Source organism: Pseudomonas sp. CFBP2511 (genome assembly GCF_030209255.1).
Lineage (GTDB): Bacteria > Pseudomonadota > Gammaproteobacteria > Pseudomonadales > Pseudomonadaceae > Aquipseudomonas > Aquipseudomonas avellanae.
On sequence record NZ_JARVSI010000002.1, the window covers coordinates 166,370 to 181,710 of the forward strand.

The 15,341-nt window shown below is 60.6% G+C and carries 9 protein-coding genes; 6 read left to right on the forward strand and 3 right to left on the reverse strand.

Going from position 1 to position 15,341, the window contains the following annotated elements:
- The first annotated feature begins 135 nt into the window (after positions 1-135).
- The 5 genes from QRN38_RS02065 to azu all read left to right on the forward strand — a co-directional run bounded on the left by QRN38_RS02065 (position 136) and on the right by azu (position 10,281).
- Positions 136-2,445: a YgiQ family radical SAM protein gene (locus QRN38_RS02065; RefSeq protein ID WP_019331674.1), complete on the forward strand. Its 2,310-nt coding sequence runs from the start codon at positions 136-138 to the stop codon at positions 2,443-2,445.
- A 478-nt stretch (positions 2,446-2,923) separates the two neighbouring features.
- Positions 2,924-6,202, forward strand: coding sequence for a transglutaminase family protein (locus QRN38_RS02070; protein WP_057417882.1), 3,279 nt, complete (start codon positions 2,924-2,926; stop codon positions 6,200-6,202).
- A gap of 87 nt (positions 6,203-6,289) precedes the next feature.
- Entirely contained in the window at positions 6,290-8,785 is a 2,496-nt protein-coding gene (locus QRN38_RS02075) for a circularly permuted type 2 ATP-grasp protein (RefSeq protein ID WP_057417881.1), read from the forward strand.
- Positions 8,785-9,678: a transglutaminase family protein gene (locus QRN38_RS02080; protein ID WP_057417880.1), complete on the forward strand. Its 894-nt coding sequence runs from the start codon at positions 8,785-8,787 to the stop codon at positions 9,676-9,678. The genes QRN38_RS02075 and QRN38_RS02080 overlap by 1 nt, the downstream gene beginning before the upstream one ends.
- A gap of 156 nt (positions 9,679-9,834) precedes the next feature.
- The gene (azu, locus tag QRN38_RS02085; RefSeq protein WP_005763045.1) at positions 9,835-10,281 is read left to right on the forward strand and encodes an azurin; all 447 of its coding nucleotides are present in this window, start codon (positions 9,835-9,837) and stop codon (positions 10,279-10,281) included.
- 227 nt (positions 10,282-10,508) lie between these two features.
- Here the strand turns inward: azu and nadE are convergent, their stop codons facing one another.
- The 3 genes from nadE to QRN38_RS02100 all read right to left on the reverse strand — a co-directional run bounded on the left by nadE (position 10,509) and on the right by QRN38_RS02100 (position 13,591).
- Positions 10,509-11,336 (reverse strand): NAD(+) synthase, encoded by an 828-nt coding sequence (gene nadE, locus QRN38_RS02090; protein WP_005620808.1) that lies wholly within the window; start codon positions 11,334-11,336, stop codon positions 10,509-10,511.
- A gap of 26 nt (positions 11,337-11,362) precedes the next feature.
- On the reverse strand, positions 11,363-12,586 hold the full coding sequence (gene pncB / locus QRN38_RS02095; protein ID WP_057417879.1) for a nicotinate phosphoribosyltransferase: 1,224 nt from the start codon (positions 12,584-12,586) through the stop codon (positions 11,363-11,365).
- A 99-nt stretch (positions 12,587-12,685) separates the two neighbouring features.
- Positions 12,686-13,591, reverse strand: coding sequence for a LysR substrate-binding domain-containing protein (locus tag QRN38_RS02100; protein WP_005620804.1), 906 nt, complete (start codon positions 13,589-13,591; stop codon positions 12,686-12,688).
- A gap of 492 nt (positions 13,592-14,083) precedes the next feature.
- On the opposite strand from QRN38_RS02100, the gene QRN38_RS02105 reads away from it, so the two are divergent.
- The gene (locus QRN38_RS02105) at positions 14,084-15,217 is read left to right on the forward strand and encodes a branched-chain amino acid ABC transporter substrate-binding protein (RefSeq protein ID WP_057417878.1); all 1,134 of its coding nucleotides are present in this window, start codon (positions 14,084-14,086) and stop codon (positions 15,215-15,217) included.
- Positions 15,218-15,341: the final 124 nt, after the last annotated feature.

Consider the following 15,341-nt stretch of genomic DNA (forward strand, 5'->3'; position numbering starts at 1 on the left):
TCCGGGTTCGAGGCAATCAAAGCCGACCACCCAAATCCGAGCACTCAAATCCGACCATTGCCGTCGGACTTGATCAAAAAATGTGCTATATTCCGCGCCCGCGATTTTTCCAACGTGCAAACGTAGGTCCTGAACATGCAATCAGCCAAGCCGTTATTTGACTATCCCAAGTACTGGGCCGAATGTTTCGGGCCTGCACCTTTCCTGCCCATGAGCCGGGAAGAAATGGATCTGCTTGGCTGGGATTCCTGCGACATCATCATTGTCACTGGTGATGCGTATGTGGATCACCCGTCTTTCGGCATGGCGATCATCGGCCGTCTGCTTGAATCCCAGGGCTTTCGGGTCGGGATCATCGCGCAGCCCAACTGGCAGTCCAAAGACGACTTCATGAAGCTCGGCGAGCCGAACCTGTTTTTCGGTGTCGCTGCCGGCAACATGGACTCGATGATCAACCGCTACACCGCCGACAAGAAAATCCGTTCCGACGACGCCTACACGCCCGGCGGCATGGCCGGCAAGCGTCCGGACCGCGCGAGTCTGGTCTACAGCCAGCGCTGCAAGGAAGCCTACAAGCACGTGCCTATCGTGCTCGGCGGCATCGAAGCCTCGCTGCGCCGCATTGCGCACTATGACTACTGGCAGGACAAGGTTCGCAACTCGATCCTGATCGACGCCTGCGCCGACATCCTGCTCTACGGCAACGCCGAGCGGGCTATTGTCGAAGTCGCCCAGCGTCTGTCGTATGGCCACAAGATCGAAGACATCACCGATGTGCGTGGCACCGCGTTCATCCGTCGCGACACGCCGCAAGGCTGGTACGAAGTCGACTCGACACGTATCGACCGTCCGGGCAAGGTCGACAAGATCATCAACCCGTACGTCAACACCCAGGACACCCAGGCCTGCGCCATCGAGCAGGAAAAAGGCAACGTCGAGGACCCCAACGAAGCCAAGGTGGTGCAGATTCTTGCCAGCCCGCGCATGACCCGTGACAAAACGGTCATCCGTCTGCCATCGGTGGAAAAGGTTCGCAACGACGCCGTGCTGTATGCCCACGCCAACCGCGTGTTGCACCTGGAAACCAACCCGGGCAACGCCCGTGCGCTGGTGCAGAAGCACGGTGAAGTCGACGTCTGGTTCAACCCGCCGCCGATTCCGATGACCACCGACGAAATGGACTACGTGTTCGGCATGCCTTACGCGCGCGTTCCACACCCTGCGTACGGCAAGGAAAAGATTCCCGCCTACGACATGATCCGTTTCTCGGTGAACATCATGCGTGGCTGCTTCGGCGGCTGCACGTTCTGCTCGATCACCGAGCACGAAGGCCGGATCATCCAGAACCGTTCGGAAGAGTCGATCATTCGCGAAATCGAAGAGATCCGCGACAAGGTGCCAGGCTTTACCGGCGTCATTTCCGACCTGGGCGGGCCGACTGCGAACATGTATCGCATCGCCTGCAAAAGCCCGGAAATCGAGTCGGCCTGCCGCAAGCCGTCCTGCGTATTCCCTGGCATCTGCCCGAACCTGAACACCGACCACTCGTCGCTGATTCAGCTGTATCGCAGTGCCCGCGCCTTGCCTGGCGTGAAGAAAATCCTCATCGCTTCCGGCCTGCGCTATGACCTGGCGGTCGAGTCGCCGGAATACGTCAAGGAGCTGGTCACCCACCACGTCGGTGGTTACCTGAAGATCGCCCCGGAACACACCGAGGAGGGTCCGCTCAATCAGATGATGAAGCCGGGCATTGGCAGCTATGACAAGTTCAAGCGCATGTTCGAAAAGTACACCAAGGAAGCAGGCAAGGAGCAGTACCTGATTCCTTACTTCATCGCCGCCCACCCAGGCACGACCGATGAAGACATGATGAACCTCGCGCTGTGGCTCAAGGGCAACGGTTTCCGCGCGGATCAGGTGCAGGCGTTCTACCCCTCGCCAATGGCGACTGCCACGGCCATGTACCACTCGGGCAAGAACCCCCTGCGCAAGGTCACTTACAAGAGTGACGCCGTCACGATTGTGAAGAGCGAAGAGCAGCGTCGCCTGCACAAGGCCTTCCTGCGTTATCACGACCCCAAGGGCTGGCCGATGCTGCGTGCAGCACTGGAGCGCATGGGCCGTGCCGACCTGATCGGGCCGGGCAAGGACCAGTTGATCCCGCTGCATCAGCCAGCGACCGACACCTACCAGAGTGCCCGTCGCAAGAACTCGACACCGGCTGGCAGCCACAAGGTGGGCAAGGACCCGAAAACCACGCTGATCCAGACCCAGCACACCGGCCTGCCGCCGCGTGGCAGCGATGGCAGCAAGCCGTGGGACAAACGCGAAGAAGCCAAGGCTGCCGCAATGGCGCGCAACAAGCAGGCCGCCAAAGAGCGCATGGACGCGGCCAAGGGCAAAGGCCCCAAACCGCCGAAGCGCAAGCCGGTAGTGCCGCGCTAACGCGGGGTATCTGGGCAGACGCAGAGCGTCGCACGATAGTTGAGATTATCGTTGCGCACGCTCCAGCGTCGGAATGCCTTGGGTGACGCTTTGCGTCACAAATCTGTGCCGCGCTGCGCATTCAGGATAGGACGCGCAGCGTCCAGAACGGCATGCGACGCGGAGCGTCGCACGATAGTTGGGATTATCGTTCCTCACGCTCCAGTGGGAATGCCATGTATGACGCTCCGCATCACACACCTGCAACGCGCCGGATGCATATAAACACCGCTCACAATTCTTCACCCCCCGTTCAATCCCTCTGCCACACTGTCTGCCTTATTACTGTGCGACCCTTGCACCGTCGGCTCCGGCTGGCACGATTTTGGTGCTTTGCCTGGCTGGGCGGGCAATGTCACTCTCGTTGGCGCATGACTTTGACCGGATGGCATAAGTCTTGCGCGGCTCAATTACCGTTCAGGCTCGCAGGAGGCACGCCGTGTCGATTCATATTGCCTTGCACCATGTCACGCATTACCGCTACGAACGCGCGGTCGAACTGGGTCCTCAGATCGTTCGTCTGCGCCCGGCCGCCCACAGCCGCACCCGCGTGCTGTCGTATTCACTGAAAGTCCTGCCTGAAAACCACTTCATCAACTGGCAGCAGGACCCTCAGGGCAATTACCTGGCGCGTCTGGTCTTTCCGGAAAAGACCAACGAATTCCGTGTCGAGGTTGATCTGGTCGCCGAGATGGCGGTGTTCAACCCGTTCGACTTCTTTCTGGAACCCTACGCCGAGAACATCCCCTTCACGTACGCCAGCGAAGAGCAGCGCGAGCTTGCGCCGTACCTGGAAAAGCTGCCGCTGACGCCAAGATTCAAGGCCTATCTGGACAGCATCAGCCGTGTGCCGATTCCGGCCATCGACTTTCTGGTTGGTCTCAACCAACGCCTGAGCCAGGATGTCGATTACCTGATCCGCATGGAGCCGGGTGTACAGACCCCGGAATTCACCCTGGAAAACGCCTCGGGCTCCTGCCGCGATTCAGCTTGGCTGCTGGTGCAACTGCTGCGTCATCTGGGCATGGCTGCACGGTTTGTGTCGGGCTACCTGATTCAGCTCAAGGCGGATGTCGAGGCGCTGGACGGGCCGTCCGGTACCGACGTCGATTTCACCGACCTGCACGCCTGGTGCGAGGTGTATCTGCCGGGCGCGGGCTGGGTCGGGCTGGACGCCACGTCCGGGCTGTTCGCAGGCGAGGGGCACATTCCGCTGGCGTGCAGCCCGGAGCCGTCCTCCGCCGCGCCGATCAGCGGGCTGGTCGAGCCGTGCGAGACCGAATTCAGCCACGAAATGTCGGTCGAGCGCATCTGGGAGGCGCCACGCGTCACCAAGCCCTACACCGAAGAACAATGGCAGGACATCCAGGCCCTCGGTCGGCAGATCGACGCTGATCTGCTGCGCGACGACGTGCGCCTGACCATGGGCGGCGAGCCGACGTTCGTCTCCATCGATGATCGCGACGGCGCCGAGTGGAACACCGCCGCACTGGGCCCTCGCAAGCGCGAGCTGTCTGCCGAGCTGTTTCAGCGTATGCGCGCGCATTACGCGCCGCTGGGCATCGTGCATTTTGGTCAGGGCAAGTGGTATCCGGGCGAGCAACTGCCGCGCTGGTCGCTGAACTGCTTCTGGCGCAAGGACGGCAAGCCGGTCTGGCACAACAACGCGCTGATCGCGGATGAAACGCAGGACTATGGCGCGACCGGCGAGCTGGCCGGGCGTTTTCTCGCCAGCGTAGCCGAGCGCCTCAAGCTGCCGGAGCGTTTCGTCTTTCCGGCCTACGAAGACAACTTTTACTACCTGTGGCGCGAAGGTGCGCTGCCGGTGAACGTGACCGCCGAAGATTCACGGCTCGGCGACGAACTGGAGCGGGCGCGCCTGCGCAAGGTCTTCGCGCAAGGTCTGGACAAGATGATTGGTCAGGTCCTGCCGCTGGCCCGTAGCGCAAAAGGTGAAAATTGGCAGAGCGGCCGCTGGTATCTGCGCGATGAGCACTGCCGTCTGGTGCCTGGCGATTCTGCGCTGGGCTACCGATTGCCACTGGCGTCGCAGCCTTGGGTCAAGGCGGCGGAGTACCCGTTCATTCATCCGACTGACCATAACCAGGACTTCCCCGAGCTGGCCGACAGCGACTTGCTGACCTCGCAGCTCAAGGCCGAGAATGCCGACGCCGAGCGCGAGCCCGGGCTGGATGAGTCCGCCGACTGGCTGACCCGCACCGCGCTGTGTGCCGAGGCGCGTGATGGGCGTCTGTACCTGTTCATGCCGCCGCTGCAAAAGCTTGAGGAATACCTTGAGCTGGTAGCCGTGATCGAAGCGACCGCCGAAGAGCTGCAATGCCCGATCCTGCTGGAAGGCTACGAGCCGCCGAGCGATCCACGCCTGTGCAACTTCCGCATCACGCCGGATCCTGGCGTCATTGAAGTCAACGTGCAGCCGTCCGCCAGCTGGGACGAACTGGTCGAGCGCACCGAGTTTCTTTACGAACAGGCCCGCCAAACGCGCCTGACTACCGAGAAGTTCATGATCGACGGCCGTCACACCGGCACCGGTGGCGGCAACCACTTCGTGCTCGGCGGGGCGACGCCTGCGGACTCACCGTTTCTGCGCCGCCCGGACCTGCTGCGCAGCCTGCTCAGCTACTGGCACAACCATCCCTCGCTGTCTTACCTGTTTTCCGGCCTGTTCATCGGCCCGACCTCTCAGGCACCGCGCGTCGATGAGGCGCGCAACGACTCGCTCTACGAGATGGAAATCGCCTTCGCGCAAATGCCTTCGCCCGGCGAAGAAGTCGCGCCGTGGGTCATCGACCGTCTGCTGCGCAACCTGTTGATCGACGTCACGGGCAACACCCATCGAGCCGAATTCTGCATCGACAAACTGTATTCGCCGGATGGCGCGACCGGGCGTCTGGGCTTGCTGGAGCTGCGCGCCTTCGAGATGCCGCCCCACGCACGCATGAGCCTTGCCCAGCAATTGCTGCTGCGGGCGCTGGTCGCACGTTTTTGGCGTGAACCCTACGCACCGGCCAAACTGGCGCGTTGGGGCACACAGTTGCACGACCGCTTCATGCTCCCGCACTTCATCGAGCAGGATTTCGCCGACGTGGTCGCCGACCTCAACTCGGCGGGTTATCCGGTGCAGGCCGACTGGTTTGCCGCGCATCTGGAGTTCCGCTTCCCCAAAGTGGGCGATTACGCCGTCAATGGTATCGAACTGGAACTGCGTCAGGCGCTGGAGCCTTGGCACGTGCTGGGTGAAGAAGGCTCGGCCGGTGGCGCGGTGCGCTATGTCGATTCGTCGCTGGAACGCCTGCAGGTGCATCTGACCGGGCTGCCGCCGCAGCGTTATTTGCTGACCTGCAATGGCATCCCGGTGCCGCTGCAAGCCACCGGTCGGGTCGGCGAGTTTGTCGCCGGCGTACGTTATCGTGCCTGGCAACCGGCCAACTGCCTGCAACCGACCATCGGTGTGCATGCACCGCTGGTATTTGATCTGCTCGACACCTGGATGCACCGCTCGCTGGGCGGCTGCGAGTATCATGTCGCCCACCCGGGCGGTCGTAACTACGAAACCTTGCCGGTCAACGCCAACGAAGCGGAAAGCCGTCGCCTGTCACGTTTCTTCCGCATCGGTCACACGCCCGGCAAACTGACCGTCCCGTCGCTCAACATTAATGACGAGCTGCCGATGACGCTGGATATGCGTCTGCATTAAAAACAGTGGCTCTGTGCGTCAGATGCACACGGACGTGACATCTGACTGCACTACTCTGAAGTCCTTACGTTGCCTGCCGAGCCTTCCATGCCCGACCTGCTTGACCAATACCCGCTGTCCGAGGGTACTTACCACGAAATGCTCGATGCCGACGGCGCTGTTCGCCCGCACTGGCGTCGCCTGTACGAACACCTGCGGCGCAGCACATCGGCGCAACTGATTCAGCGCCAGGACTTGCTGACCCGCCAGATTCAGGAAAACGGCGTCACCTACAACGTTTATGCCGACCCCAAGGGCGCTGATCGCCCATGGGAACTGGACCTGTTGCCGCACATTATTGCGGCGGATGAGTGGCAGCATGTGGCGGCAGGGATTGCCCAGCGTGCACGACTGCTCAACGCCGTGCTCGCCGACCTTTACGGCCCGCAGACGCTGATCGCCAATGGCTTGCTGCCTGCCGAGCTGGTATTTGGTCACAACAATTTCCTGTGGCCGTGCCAGGGCGTCAAACCGCCTGAGGGCACCTTCCTGCATATGTACGCCGTGGACCTGGCGCGCACGCCGGACGGGCGTTGGTGGGTGACTGCCGACCGCACTCAGGCACCCTCGGGTGCCGGTTATGCGCTGGAAAATCGCCAGAGCGTCGCGCGCGCCTTGCCGGAAACCTACCGCGACCTGCAAGTGCGGCATCTGTCGGGCTTTTTCGACACCCTGCAGCAGACCCTGGCCCGTCAGGCGCCGACCAGCAGCGAAGCGCCTCTGGTGGTGTTGTTGACGCCGGGACGTTTCAACGAGAGTTATTTCGAGCATCTGTACCTCGCTCGGCAGTTGGGTTATCCGCTGGTCGAAGGCGGCGATCTGACCGTGCGTGATGCCACTGTCTACCTGAAAACTCTCAGCGGCCTGCGCCGGGTTCACGCGATCATGCGCCGTCTGGACGATGACTTCTGCGATCCTCTTGAACTGCGTACCGATTCTGCGCTGGGCGTGCCGGGGCTGCTGGAAGCCGTGCGCCAGGGCAACGTGCTGGTCGCCAACGCCTTGGGCAGCGGTGTTCTCGAATCGCCTGGCCTGCTGGGCTTTTTACCGAAAATCAGCCAGTACCTGTTCGGCGAAGAGCTGATCCTGCCGTCCGTTGCGACCTGGTGGTGCGGAGAACCGACCGTGCTGGCGCAAGCGCTGGAGAAACTGCCTGATCTGCTGATCAAGCCGGCATTTCCCTCGCAGCATTTCGCCCCGGTGTTCGGCCGCGACCTGAACGAAGAACAGCGCAACGCACTGGCTCAGCGCATGCAGTCGCGGCCCTACGCCTATGTCGCCCAAGAGCTGGCGCAGTTGTCTCACGCGCCGGTACTGCAAGCCGATGGCACCGGCTTGCAACCCCGTGCCATTGGCATGCGCGTTTATGCGGTGGCCAGCCTTGATGGCTATCGCGTGTTGCCCGGCGGCTTGACCCGCGTTGCCGCTGAAGCCGATGCCGACGTGGTGTCGATGCAGCGCGGTGGGGCGAGCAAAGACACCTGGGTGCTGGGCGAGCGCTCGCATTTGGGCGAGCCCTGGAAAGGCCAGCGCGCGCTGGGTGTCTACGACCTGATCCGCCGAGACCCTTACCTGCCATCACGCGTGGTGGAGAACCTGTTCTGGTTCGGGCGCTATTGCGAGCGCTGCGACGACAGTGCCCGTCTGCTGCGCATCATGCTGACGCGCTATGTCGATGATGACGATCCGCTGGCGTTGCAGGCAGCCGTGGCACTGGCGGAAAGCCTGGGCATGCTGCCCGAAGCCGAGGAAGACGAGGAGTTGAAGGATCGCCTGCTCGTGGCCCTGTTGGGTGACGAGTGGCCGTTCAGCCTGCGCGCCAACTTGCAGCGTCTGCAGTGGGCCGCCTCGCAAGTGCGTGGCAAGCTCTCAAGGGAAAACTGGCAGGCGCTGGTCGAATTGCAGCGTGAAGCGTTAAGCCTGGAAACCGAAGAGCCGGATTTTGGCCAATTGCTGGATTTTCTCAACCGTCTGGTGATGTCGCTGGCGGCACTGTCCGGTTTTGCGCTGGACGACATGACCCGCGACGAAGGCTGGAGCTTTTTGATGATCGGACGGCGTATCGAGCGTCTGAAGTTTCTCAGCACCAGCCTGGCGGCGTTTCTGCGCGGCTCGGTGGCGTCTGAGCAGGCCGGGCTGGAATGGCTGCTGGAGCTGGGCAACAGCAGCATCACCTATCGCTCGCGTTACATGGCCGTGCCGCACCTGATTCCGGTGCTGGACCTGCTGTTGCTTGATGAGCAAAACCCGCATGCGGTGTTGTTCCAGCTCAAGCTGGTGCAACGCTCGCTGCGCCGTCTGAACGACGAGTTCGATGCGCCCCGCGATAACAGCCTGGCGGTGCTGGCTCAGCGTCTGGCCGCATTCGATCTGGGCAGTCTGGAAAACCCGCTGTTTGGTCAGAGCAGCATCGACGCGGTGCTCGACGGCCTGGCTGATCTGCTGCACAGCATCGGCGACAGCAGCGGGCAGGCGTCAGATCGTATGGCGCTGCGCCATTTTGCCCACGTCGATGACGTCAGCCAACGCACGGTATCTGTCTGATGAGCGCCTTCTACCAGATTTTTCACGACACGCATTACAAGTACGACACCCCGGTGTCGCTGGCTCAGCAGCTGGCGCACCTGTGGCCGCGCAGCAGTCCCTGGCAGCGTTGTACCGAGCAGGCACTGGAGATTTTCCCGGCGCCCACCACGCGGCGTGATGAGCTGGATGTGTTCGGCAACCCGCTGACCCGACTGGCGTTCGAGCGCCCGCACGACGAGTTGCAGGTCAACGCCCGGCTACGTATCGAGGTGCTGGAGCGGCCGTTGCTGGATTTCAACCTGTCGCCGGAGTGGGAAGTCACTCGCAATGCGCTGACTTACAGCGCCAAGCCGATGACCGAGGACATTCTTGAAGCCTGCCGCTATCGCTTCGAATCACCCTATGTGCACTTGAAGCGCTCGTTCGTCGAGTTCTCCCAGGATTGCTTTCCCGCAGGGCGTCCTTTGTTGCTGGGCGTGCAGGCCTTGATGGAGAAGATTTTCGACGAGTTTACCTTCGATGAGGAGGCGACTCAGGTCGCTACACCGTTGGTCGAGGTGCTGGAGAGTCGCCGGGGTGTGTGTCAGGACTTCGCCCACCTGATGCTGGCGTGCCTGCGTTCTCGTGGCTTGGCGGCGCGCTACGTGAGTGGCTACCTGCTGACTCAGCCACCCCCCGGCCAGCCACGACTGATCGGCGCTGATGCATCGCATGCCTGGGTCTCGGTATTCTGCCCGGCGTCAGGTTGGGTCGATTTTGACCCCACCAACAATGTTCAGCCTGCGCTGGAACACATCAACCTGGCCTGGGGCCGTGACTTCTCCGACGTGTCGCCGTTGCGCGGCGTGATTCTGGGGGGGGGCTCGCATGATCCCGACGTTCGGGTGACGGTCATGCCTGTCAGCGCTTAATTACTGGCCCTCGCTAATCGTTCTTCAAAAGGGCGCTTTATCGCAAGCGCCCCTGGGACCATTTGACTCACGTCCTTGGAACCCTCGCCCTGATCGGGCACTCTCTTGTTGCGTCCGTTTTTTTACGTTAATCAAATTCCTGCCCCGGAGATTCAAATGATTCGCAAGCTTGTAGCGATTTCGCTGTTGTCGTTGGCCAGTGGTCAGTTGTTGGCTGCCGAATGCTCGGCTACAGTCGATTCTACCGATCAGATGATGTACGACACCAAGGCCATCCAGATCGACAAGAGCTGCAAGGAATTCACCCTCAACCTGACCCATTCCGGCAGCCTGCCGAAGAACGTCATGGGGCATAACTGGGTGTTGAGCAAAAAAGCCGACGCCAGCGCGATCACCACTGACGGCATGTCGGTCGGCATCGACAAAGACTATGTGAAACCGGACGACACCCGCGTCATCGCCCACACCAAAATCATCGGTGCCGGTGAAAACGACTCGGTAACGTTTGACGTATCGAAGCTTGATCCGGCGGAGGATTACCAATTCTTCTGCACATTCCCGGGGCACATCAGCATGATGAAAGGCGCCGTGACCCTCAAGTAACGGCCTCAAGTAACGGCTGGCCCTTGAGCAGCGCGAGGAGCGCGCACGATAGTTGAGATTGGCGTTCCTCACTCCAGCGTTGGAATGCCTTGGGTGACGCTCTGCGTTACAGATCTGTGCCGCGCCGCACATTCAGAAGCTGATGCGCAGCGTCCAGAAAGGCGTACCCACGCGGAGCATGGGCACGATAGTGTTGCTGCTCTCTCGTTGCGCACGCACCCACCCACTCACGGCGCGTACGGCAATTCGCGTTTGTGCTGGGTCTTGGCGTAGGTTTCGCAAATGATCCGAAACGCTTCTTCACGTACCGGCTCGCCGTGCAGGAAGGCGTCGATCTCGGCGTAGGTCACGCCGTGCGAAGCTTCGTCCGGTTTGCCGGGGGAGAGGTCTTCGAGGTCGGCCGTCGGTACTTTTTCCACCAGTGATTCCGGCGCGCCGAAATGGCGGGCGATGGCGCGTACCTGGTTTTTCACCAGGCCGCTCAGCGGTGCCAGGTCGCAGGCACCGTCACCGAACTTGGTGAAAAAGCCCATGACCGCCTCGGCGGCGTGGTCAGTGCCGATCACCAGCCCTTGATAGGCCCCGGCGACGGTGTACTGCGCAACCATACGCATGCGCGCCTTGGTGTTGCCGAGTACGAAATCCACCGAGCTGGCCGGGAGCCCGTCAAACGCCTTCACTTCCGCGGCCAGCGCCTTGACGCTAGAGCCGATATTGATGGTATGGCGCTCGTCCGGCTCGATGAAGTCCACCGACGCCTGAGCTTCGTGCTCGTCGGCCTGCACCACGTAAGGCAGGCGTACCGCGATAAAACGGTAGCGGGTATCACCGGTGCTTTCGCGCAATTCCTTGACGGCGCGCTGGGCGAGCAGGCCGGCGGTCAACGAGTCGACGCCGCCGCTGATGCCCAGCACCAGCGTTTTCAACCGAGCGTTCTGCAGGCAATCCTTGATAAAGCCGACGCGGCGGGCGACTTCTGCCTGTAACGCGTTCTGGTCCGCAAAGGGTGGCTGGACCTTGAGCTGTTCAGCAATCTGGCGCTGTACGGCGTGCATGATTCACTCCTCGTAAGTAGGACATTTCAAGCGGGTTTTGCGGGGCTCGGCAAATCAGGCACCTTGAACACATGCCGCAGGTAGGCGACAAAGTTCGGGTCCTTGCATTGCGTCTTGCCGGGCTCATCGGAAATTTTTGCCACCGCCTGACCGGCGCAAGCGGTCATCTTCAACACCATGTTCATGGGGGCGATGCCGGGTATGTCGGCGGTCAGGTTGGTGCCGATGCCGAAGCTGACATTGATGCGTCCGCGTAACGCCCGAAAAATATCGAGTGCCTTGGGCAGGTTCAGCCCATCGGAGAACACCAGCGTCTTGCTCATCGGGTCGATACCCAGTTTCTGGTAGTGCGAGATGCATTTTTCGGCCCACTTCACCGGGTCGCCCGAATCATGGCGTAAACCGTCGAACAGCTTGGCGAAGTACAGATCGAAGTCGTTCAGGAAGGCATCGGTGGTGATGCAGTCAGTCAGCGCAATACCCAACAGACCGCGGTACTCGCGAACCCAGCAATCAAGCGCGGCGATCTGACTGTCGATCAGGCGCGGCCCCAGTTGCTGGTGAGCCATGATCCATTCGTGGGCCATCGTGCCGAGCGGCTTGAGGTCAAGCTGGCGCGCCAGGTGAACGTTGCTGGTGCCGACCAGTTGCCCCGGAAAGTCCAGCTTGAGCACGTTGAGAACTTCTTCCTGCACACGGTAGGAAAACCGTCTGCGCGTGCCGAAGTCTGCGACTTTCAGCTCGGCCAGTTCATCTGGCGTGGCGTTGACGGTCAGCCATTCGAACTTGTCGTACAGGCGATCCCGCGCCTGGCTGAGCAGGGTGTCCGGGTAGCGATGCCGATTGCGCACCTCGCTGACGATCGCCAGCAACGGCACTTCAAAGAGGATGACGTGGAGCCACGGGCCGTGCAGGCGAATGCACAGTTCATCGTTCTCGATGCTGGTTTTTACGTAGCGGGTATTGAAACGGAACAGGCCCAGAAACCTCAGAAAATCCGGTTTCATGAAGGTGATGCGTTCCAGAAAGACCAGATGTTCAGAGCTCAGGGACAGCTCGCACAGCAGCTCGATCTGGTGCTGGATTTCGCCCAGGTAGGGACGCAGGTCTTCACCGTTGCGGCAGCGGAACTCCCATTCAACGTCGACGTTGGGGTAGTTGTGCAGCACCGCCTGCATCATGGTCAATTTGTAGAAATCGGTATCGAGCAGGCTTTGCACGATGCGATTTGAAAAGGCGCTCTCGCTCATTGAATCGGGCTCTCCAGAGCAGCCGGATAATGTCGGACCCGCGACTTCCTGTCTGTCACCACGGAAAGCTCACGGCCGGATGGGTAGGCATTGTCGCCCTTAACGGGCCGGTTGATCCAACTGTTCCAGCATCCACTGCAGAAAAACCCTGATTTTGGGTACGTCGGCAGTATGTTCCGGGTAGGACAGGTAGTAGGCGCTGTTAGTGCTGGGCAATGCGTAATCCCATGCAATCACCAGCTTGCCCTCGGCCAGTTCTTCCTCGACCAGAAAGCGTGGCAGCAACGCGACACCGCAACCGACCTGTGCGGCCCGAATACACATGTAGAAGGTTTCGAAGCGCGGCCCGTGATAACTGTGATCGGTGTGGTAACCCTGGCTTTCAAACCACTCGTGCCAGGCTTGCGGGCGAAAGGCGTTCTGCAATAGCACCAGTTCGCTCAGCTGGGTCGGGTCCGTGAAGGGCTCGGCTGGCAGGCTGTCGGGCGAGCACACCGGCACCAGTTCTTCGCCGAACAGCTTGACGCTTTCGGCGCCGGGTATCGCGGCCTGGCCGAAGTAGAACGACACGTCGCAACGGCCCTTGAGCAGGTCGTCGGACTCCTGTTCATTGATCAGGTCCAGATGAATGTGCGGGTGTCGCAACCGCCAGCCTTTCAGGCGCGGCACCAGCCAGCGGGCACCGAACGTCGACGGCGTGGAGACCCGCAGCACCTCGGTCTCGCCGCCATAGGAGCGCAGAAAGTGCGTGGACATCTCGATCTGAGTGAGGATCTTGCGCACTTCCGCCAGATACAGCGCGCCGGCGGGCGTCAGTTGCAAGCGCCGACGCACGCGCTGAAACAGCAAGTGCTGGACCAGTTCTTCAAGCTGCGCGACCTGTTTGCTGACGGCGCTCTGGGTCAGGTTCAACTCTTCTGCGGCGCGCGTGAAGCTCAAGTGCCGGGTCACTGCCTCAAAGCATTGCAATGCGGCGATCGAAGGCAGATGACGTTTGTTCAGCATGATGACTTCTCTTTTTACGGCGCGAGCGTGCGTGAGCAACATGAATAATCGGAATGATATCTCGCTTGAATGTCGTTTGTCGGCCACGCGTCTGCCGTTTATTAATGCCTGAGATAGCTGCGTTCATGTGTTCTTTGGCAAATCCGCTAGCCTCAAATGGTGCGTCTCGTAGCGTTCGCGCACCGGGCGTGTGCAATTCGGTGACGTGTGTTGTTACAGGCGGGTTGCCCATTGTCGAATGTGTGGGTTGCTACCTGGCTCGGTTTGGGTTGCTCTTTTTCACGGTCAGGTTGCACCTTGTGTGTTTCAGCGGGTTGCACGCCTCTGCGCGTGGTAAACAGGTCGTTGAATGGAAAGAAAAACACGCCATTCACGATAATGAAAAAGTGATGGCACGCGCCTTGCTCTAAGCAACACGTAGTTCTGAAGCTGATTTCGAGCAATCACGTAATTGCAGTGCCCATTAAAAAAATATCCTCAGGAGCACCACTCATGTCGCATACGTTTTACAGGAAAGGCTTTCTGGCAATCGCAGTGGCAACTGCATTGAGCGTGTCTTCGTTTGCACAGGCTGACGTGAAAATCGGCGTCGCAGGTCCCATGACCGGCGCCAACGCATCGTTTGGTCAGCAATACATGAAGGGTGCGCAGGCTGCCGCCGATGCAATCAACAAGGCGGGTGGTGTGAACGGGGAAAAAATCGTGCTGACGGCGTACGACGACGCCTGCGAACCGAAACAAGCCGTTGCCGTCGCCAATAAGGCGGCTTCGGACAAAGTGGCTGGGGTGGTCGGTCACTTCTGCTCATCTTCGACCATTCCAGCGTCGGAAGTGTATGACGAGGCGGGTATCATCGCGATTACCCCTGGCTCCACCAACCCGACTGTCACAGAGCGCGGTTTGGGCGCGATGTTCCGCATGTGTGGTCGTGATGACCAGCAAGGTATCGTGGCTGGCGACTACATCGTTGACGTACTCAAGGGCAAGAAAATCGCGGTCCTCAACGACAAGGACACGTATGGCAAAGGCCTCGCTGACGCTACCGCCAAGCAACTGACCGCGCGTGGCGTGAAGCCAGTGCTCGAAGAAGGCCTGACACGTGGCGAAAAAGACTTCAGTGCGCTGGTCACGAAAATTCGTTCGGTAGGTGCTGACGTCGTTTATTTCGGCGGCCTGCACCCGGAAGCCGGTCCACTGGTTCGTCAGATGCGCGAGCAGGGCCTCAAGGACGTCAAGTTCATGTCCGATGATGGCATCGTCACTGACGAACTGGTCACCACCGCTGGCGGTCCGCAATACGTAGACGGCGTGTACATGACCTTCGGCGCAGACCCGCGCGTATTGCCGGAAAGCAAAGCGGTTGTGGACGAGTTCCGCAAATCCGGTTACGAGCCTGAAGGCTACACGCTGTACGCCTACGCTTCCGTACAGGCCCTTGCTGCCGGCTTCAATGGCGCCAAATCCAACAAGGGCGAAGAGGCTGCCAAGTGGCTCAAGGCCAACTCCGTCAAGACCGTTATGGGTGATAAAGCCTGGGATGCCAAGGGCGACCTGAAAGTCTCCGACTATGTGGTTTACCAGTGGGACGCCACCGGCAAATACAAGCAACTCGAAAAACAGAAGTGAGATAAACCTCGTGTCAGTTCTGCCCGGCAGAGGCTGACCGGGTGATGGGCTCGCCCATGAGCGAGCCTGCATCTCTTTTGTGTTTTCGGACCTGCCGATCGCGCCTCACGAGGGGGCGATCAGT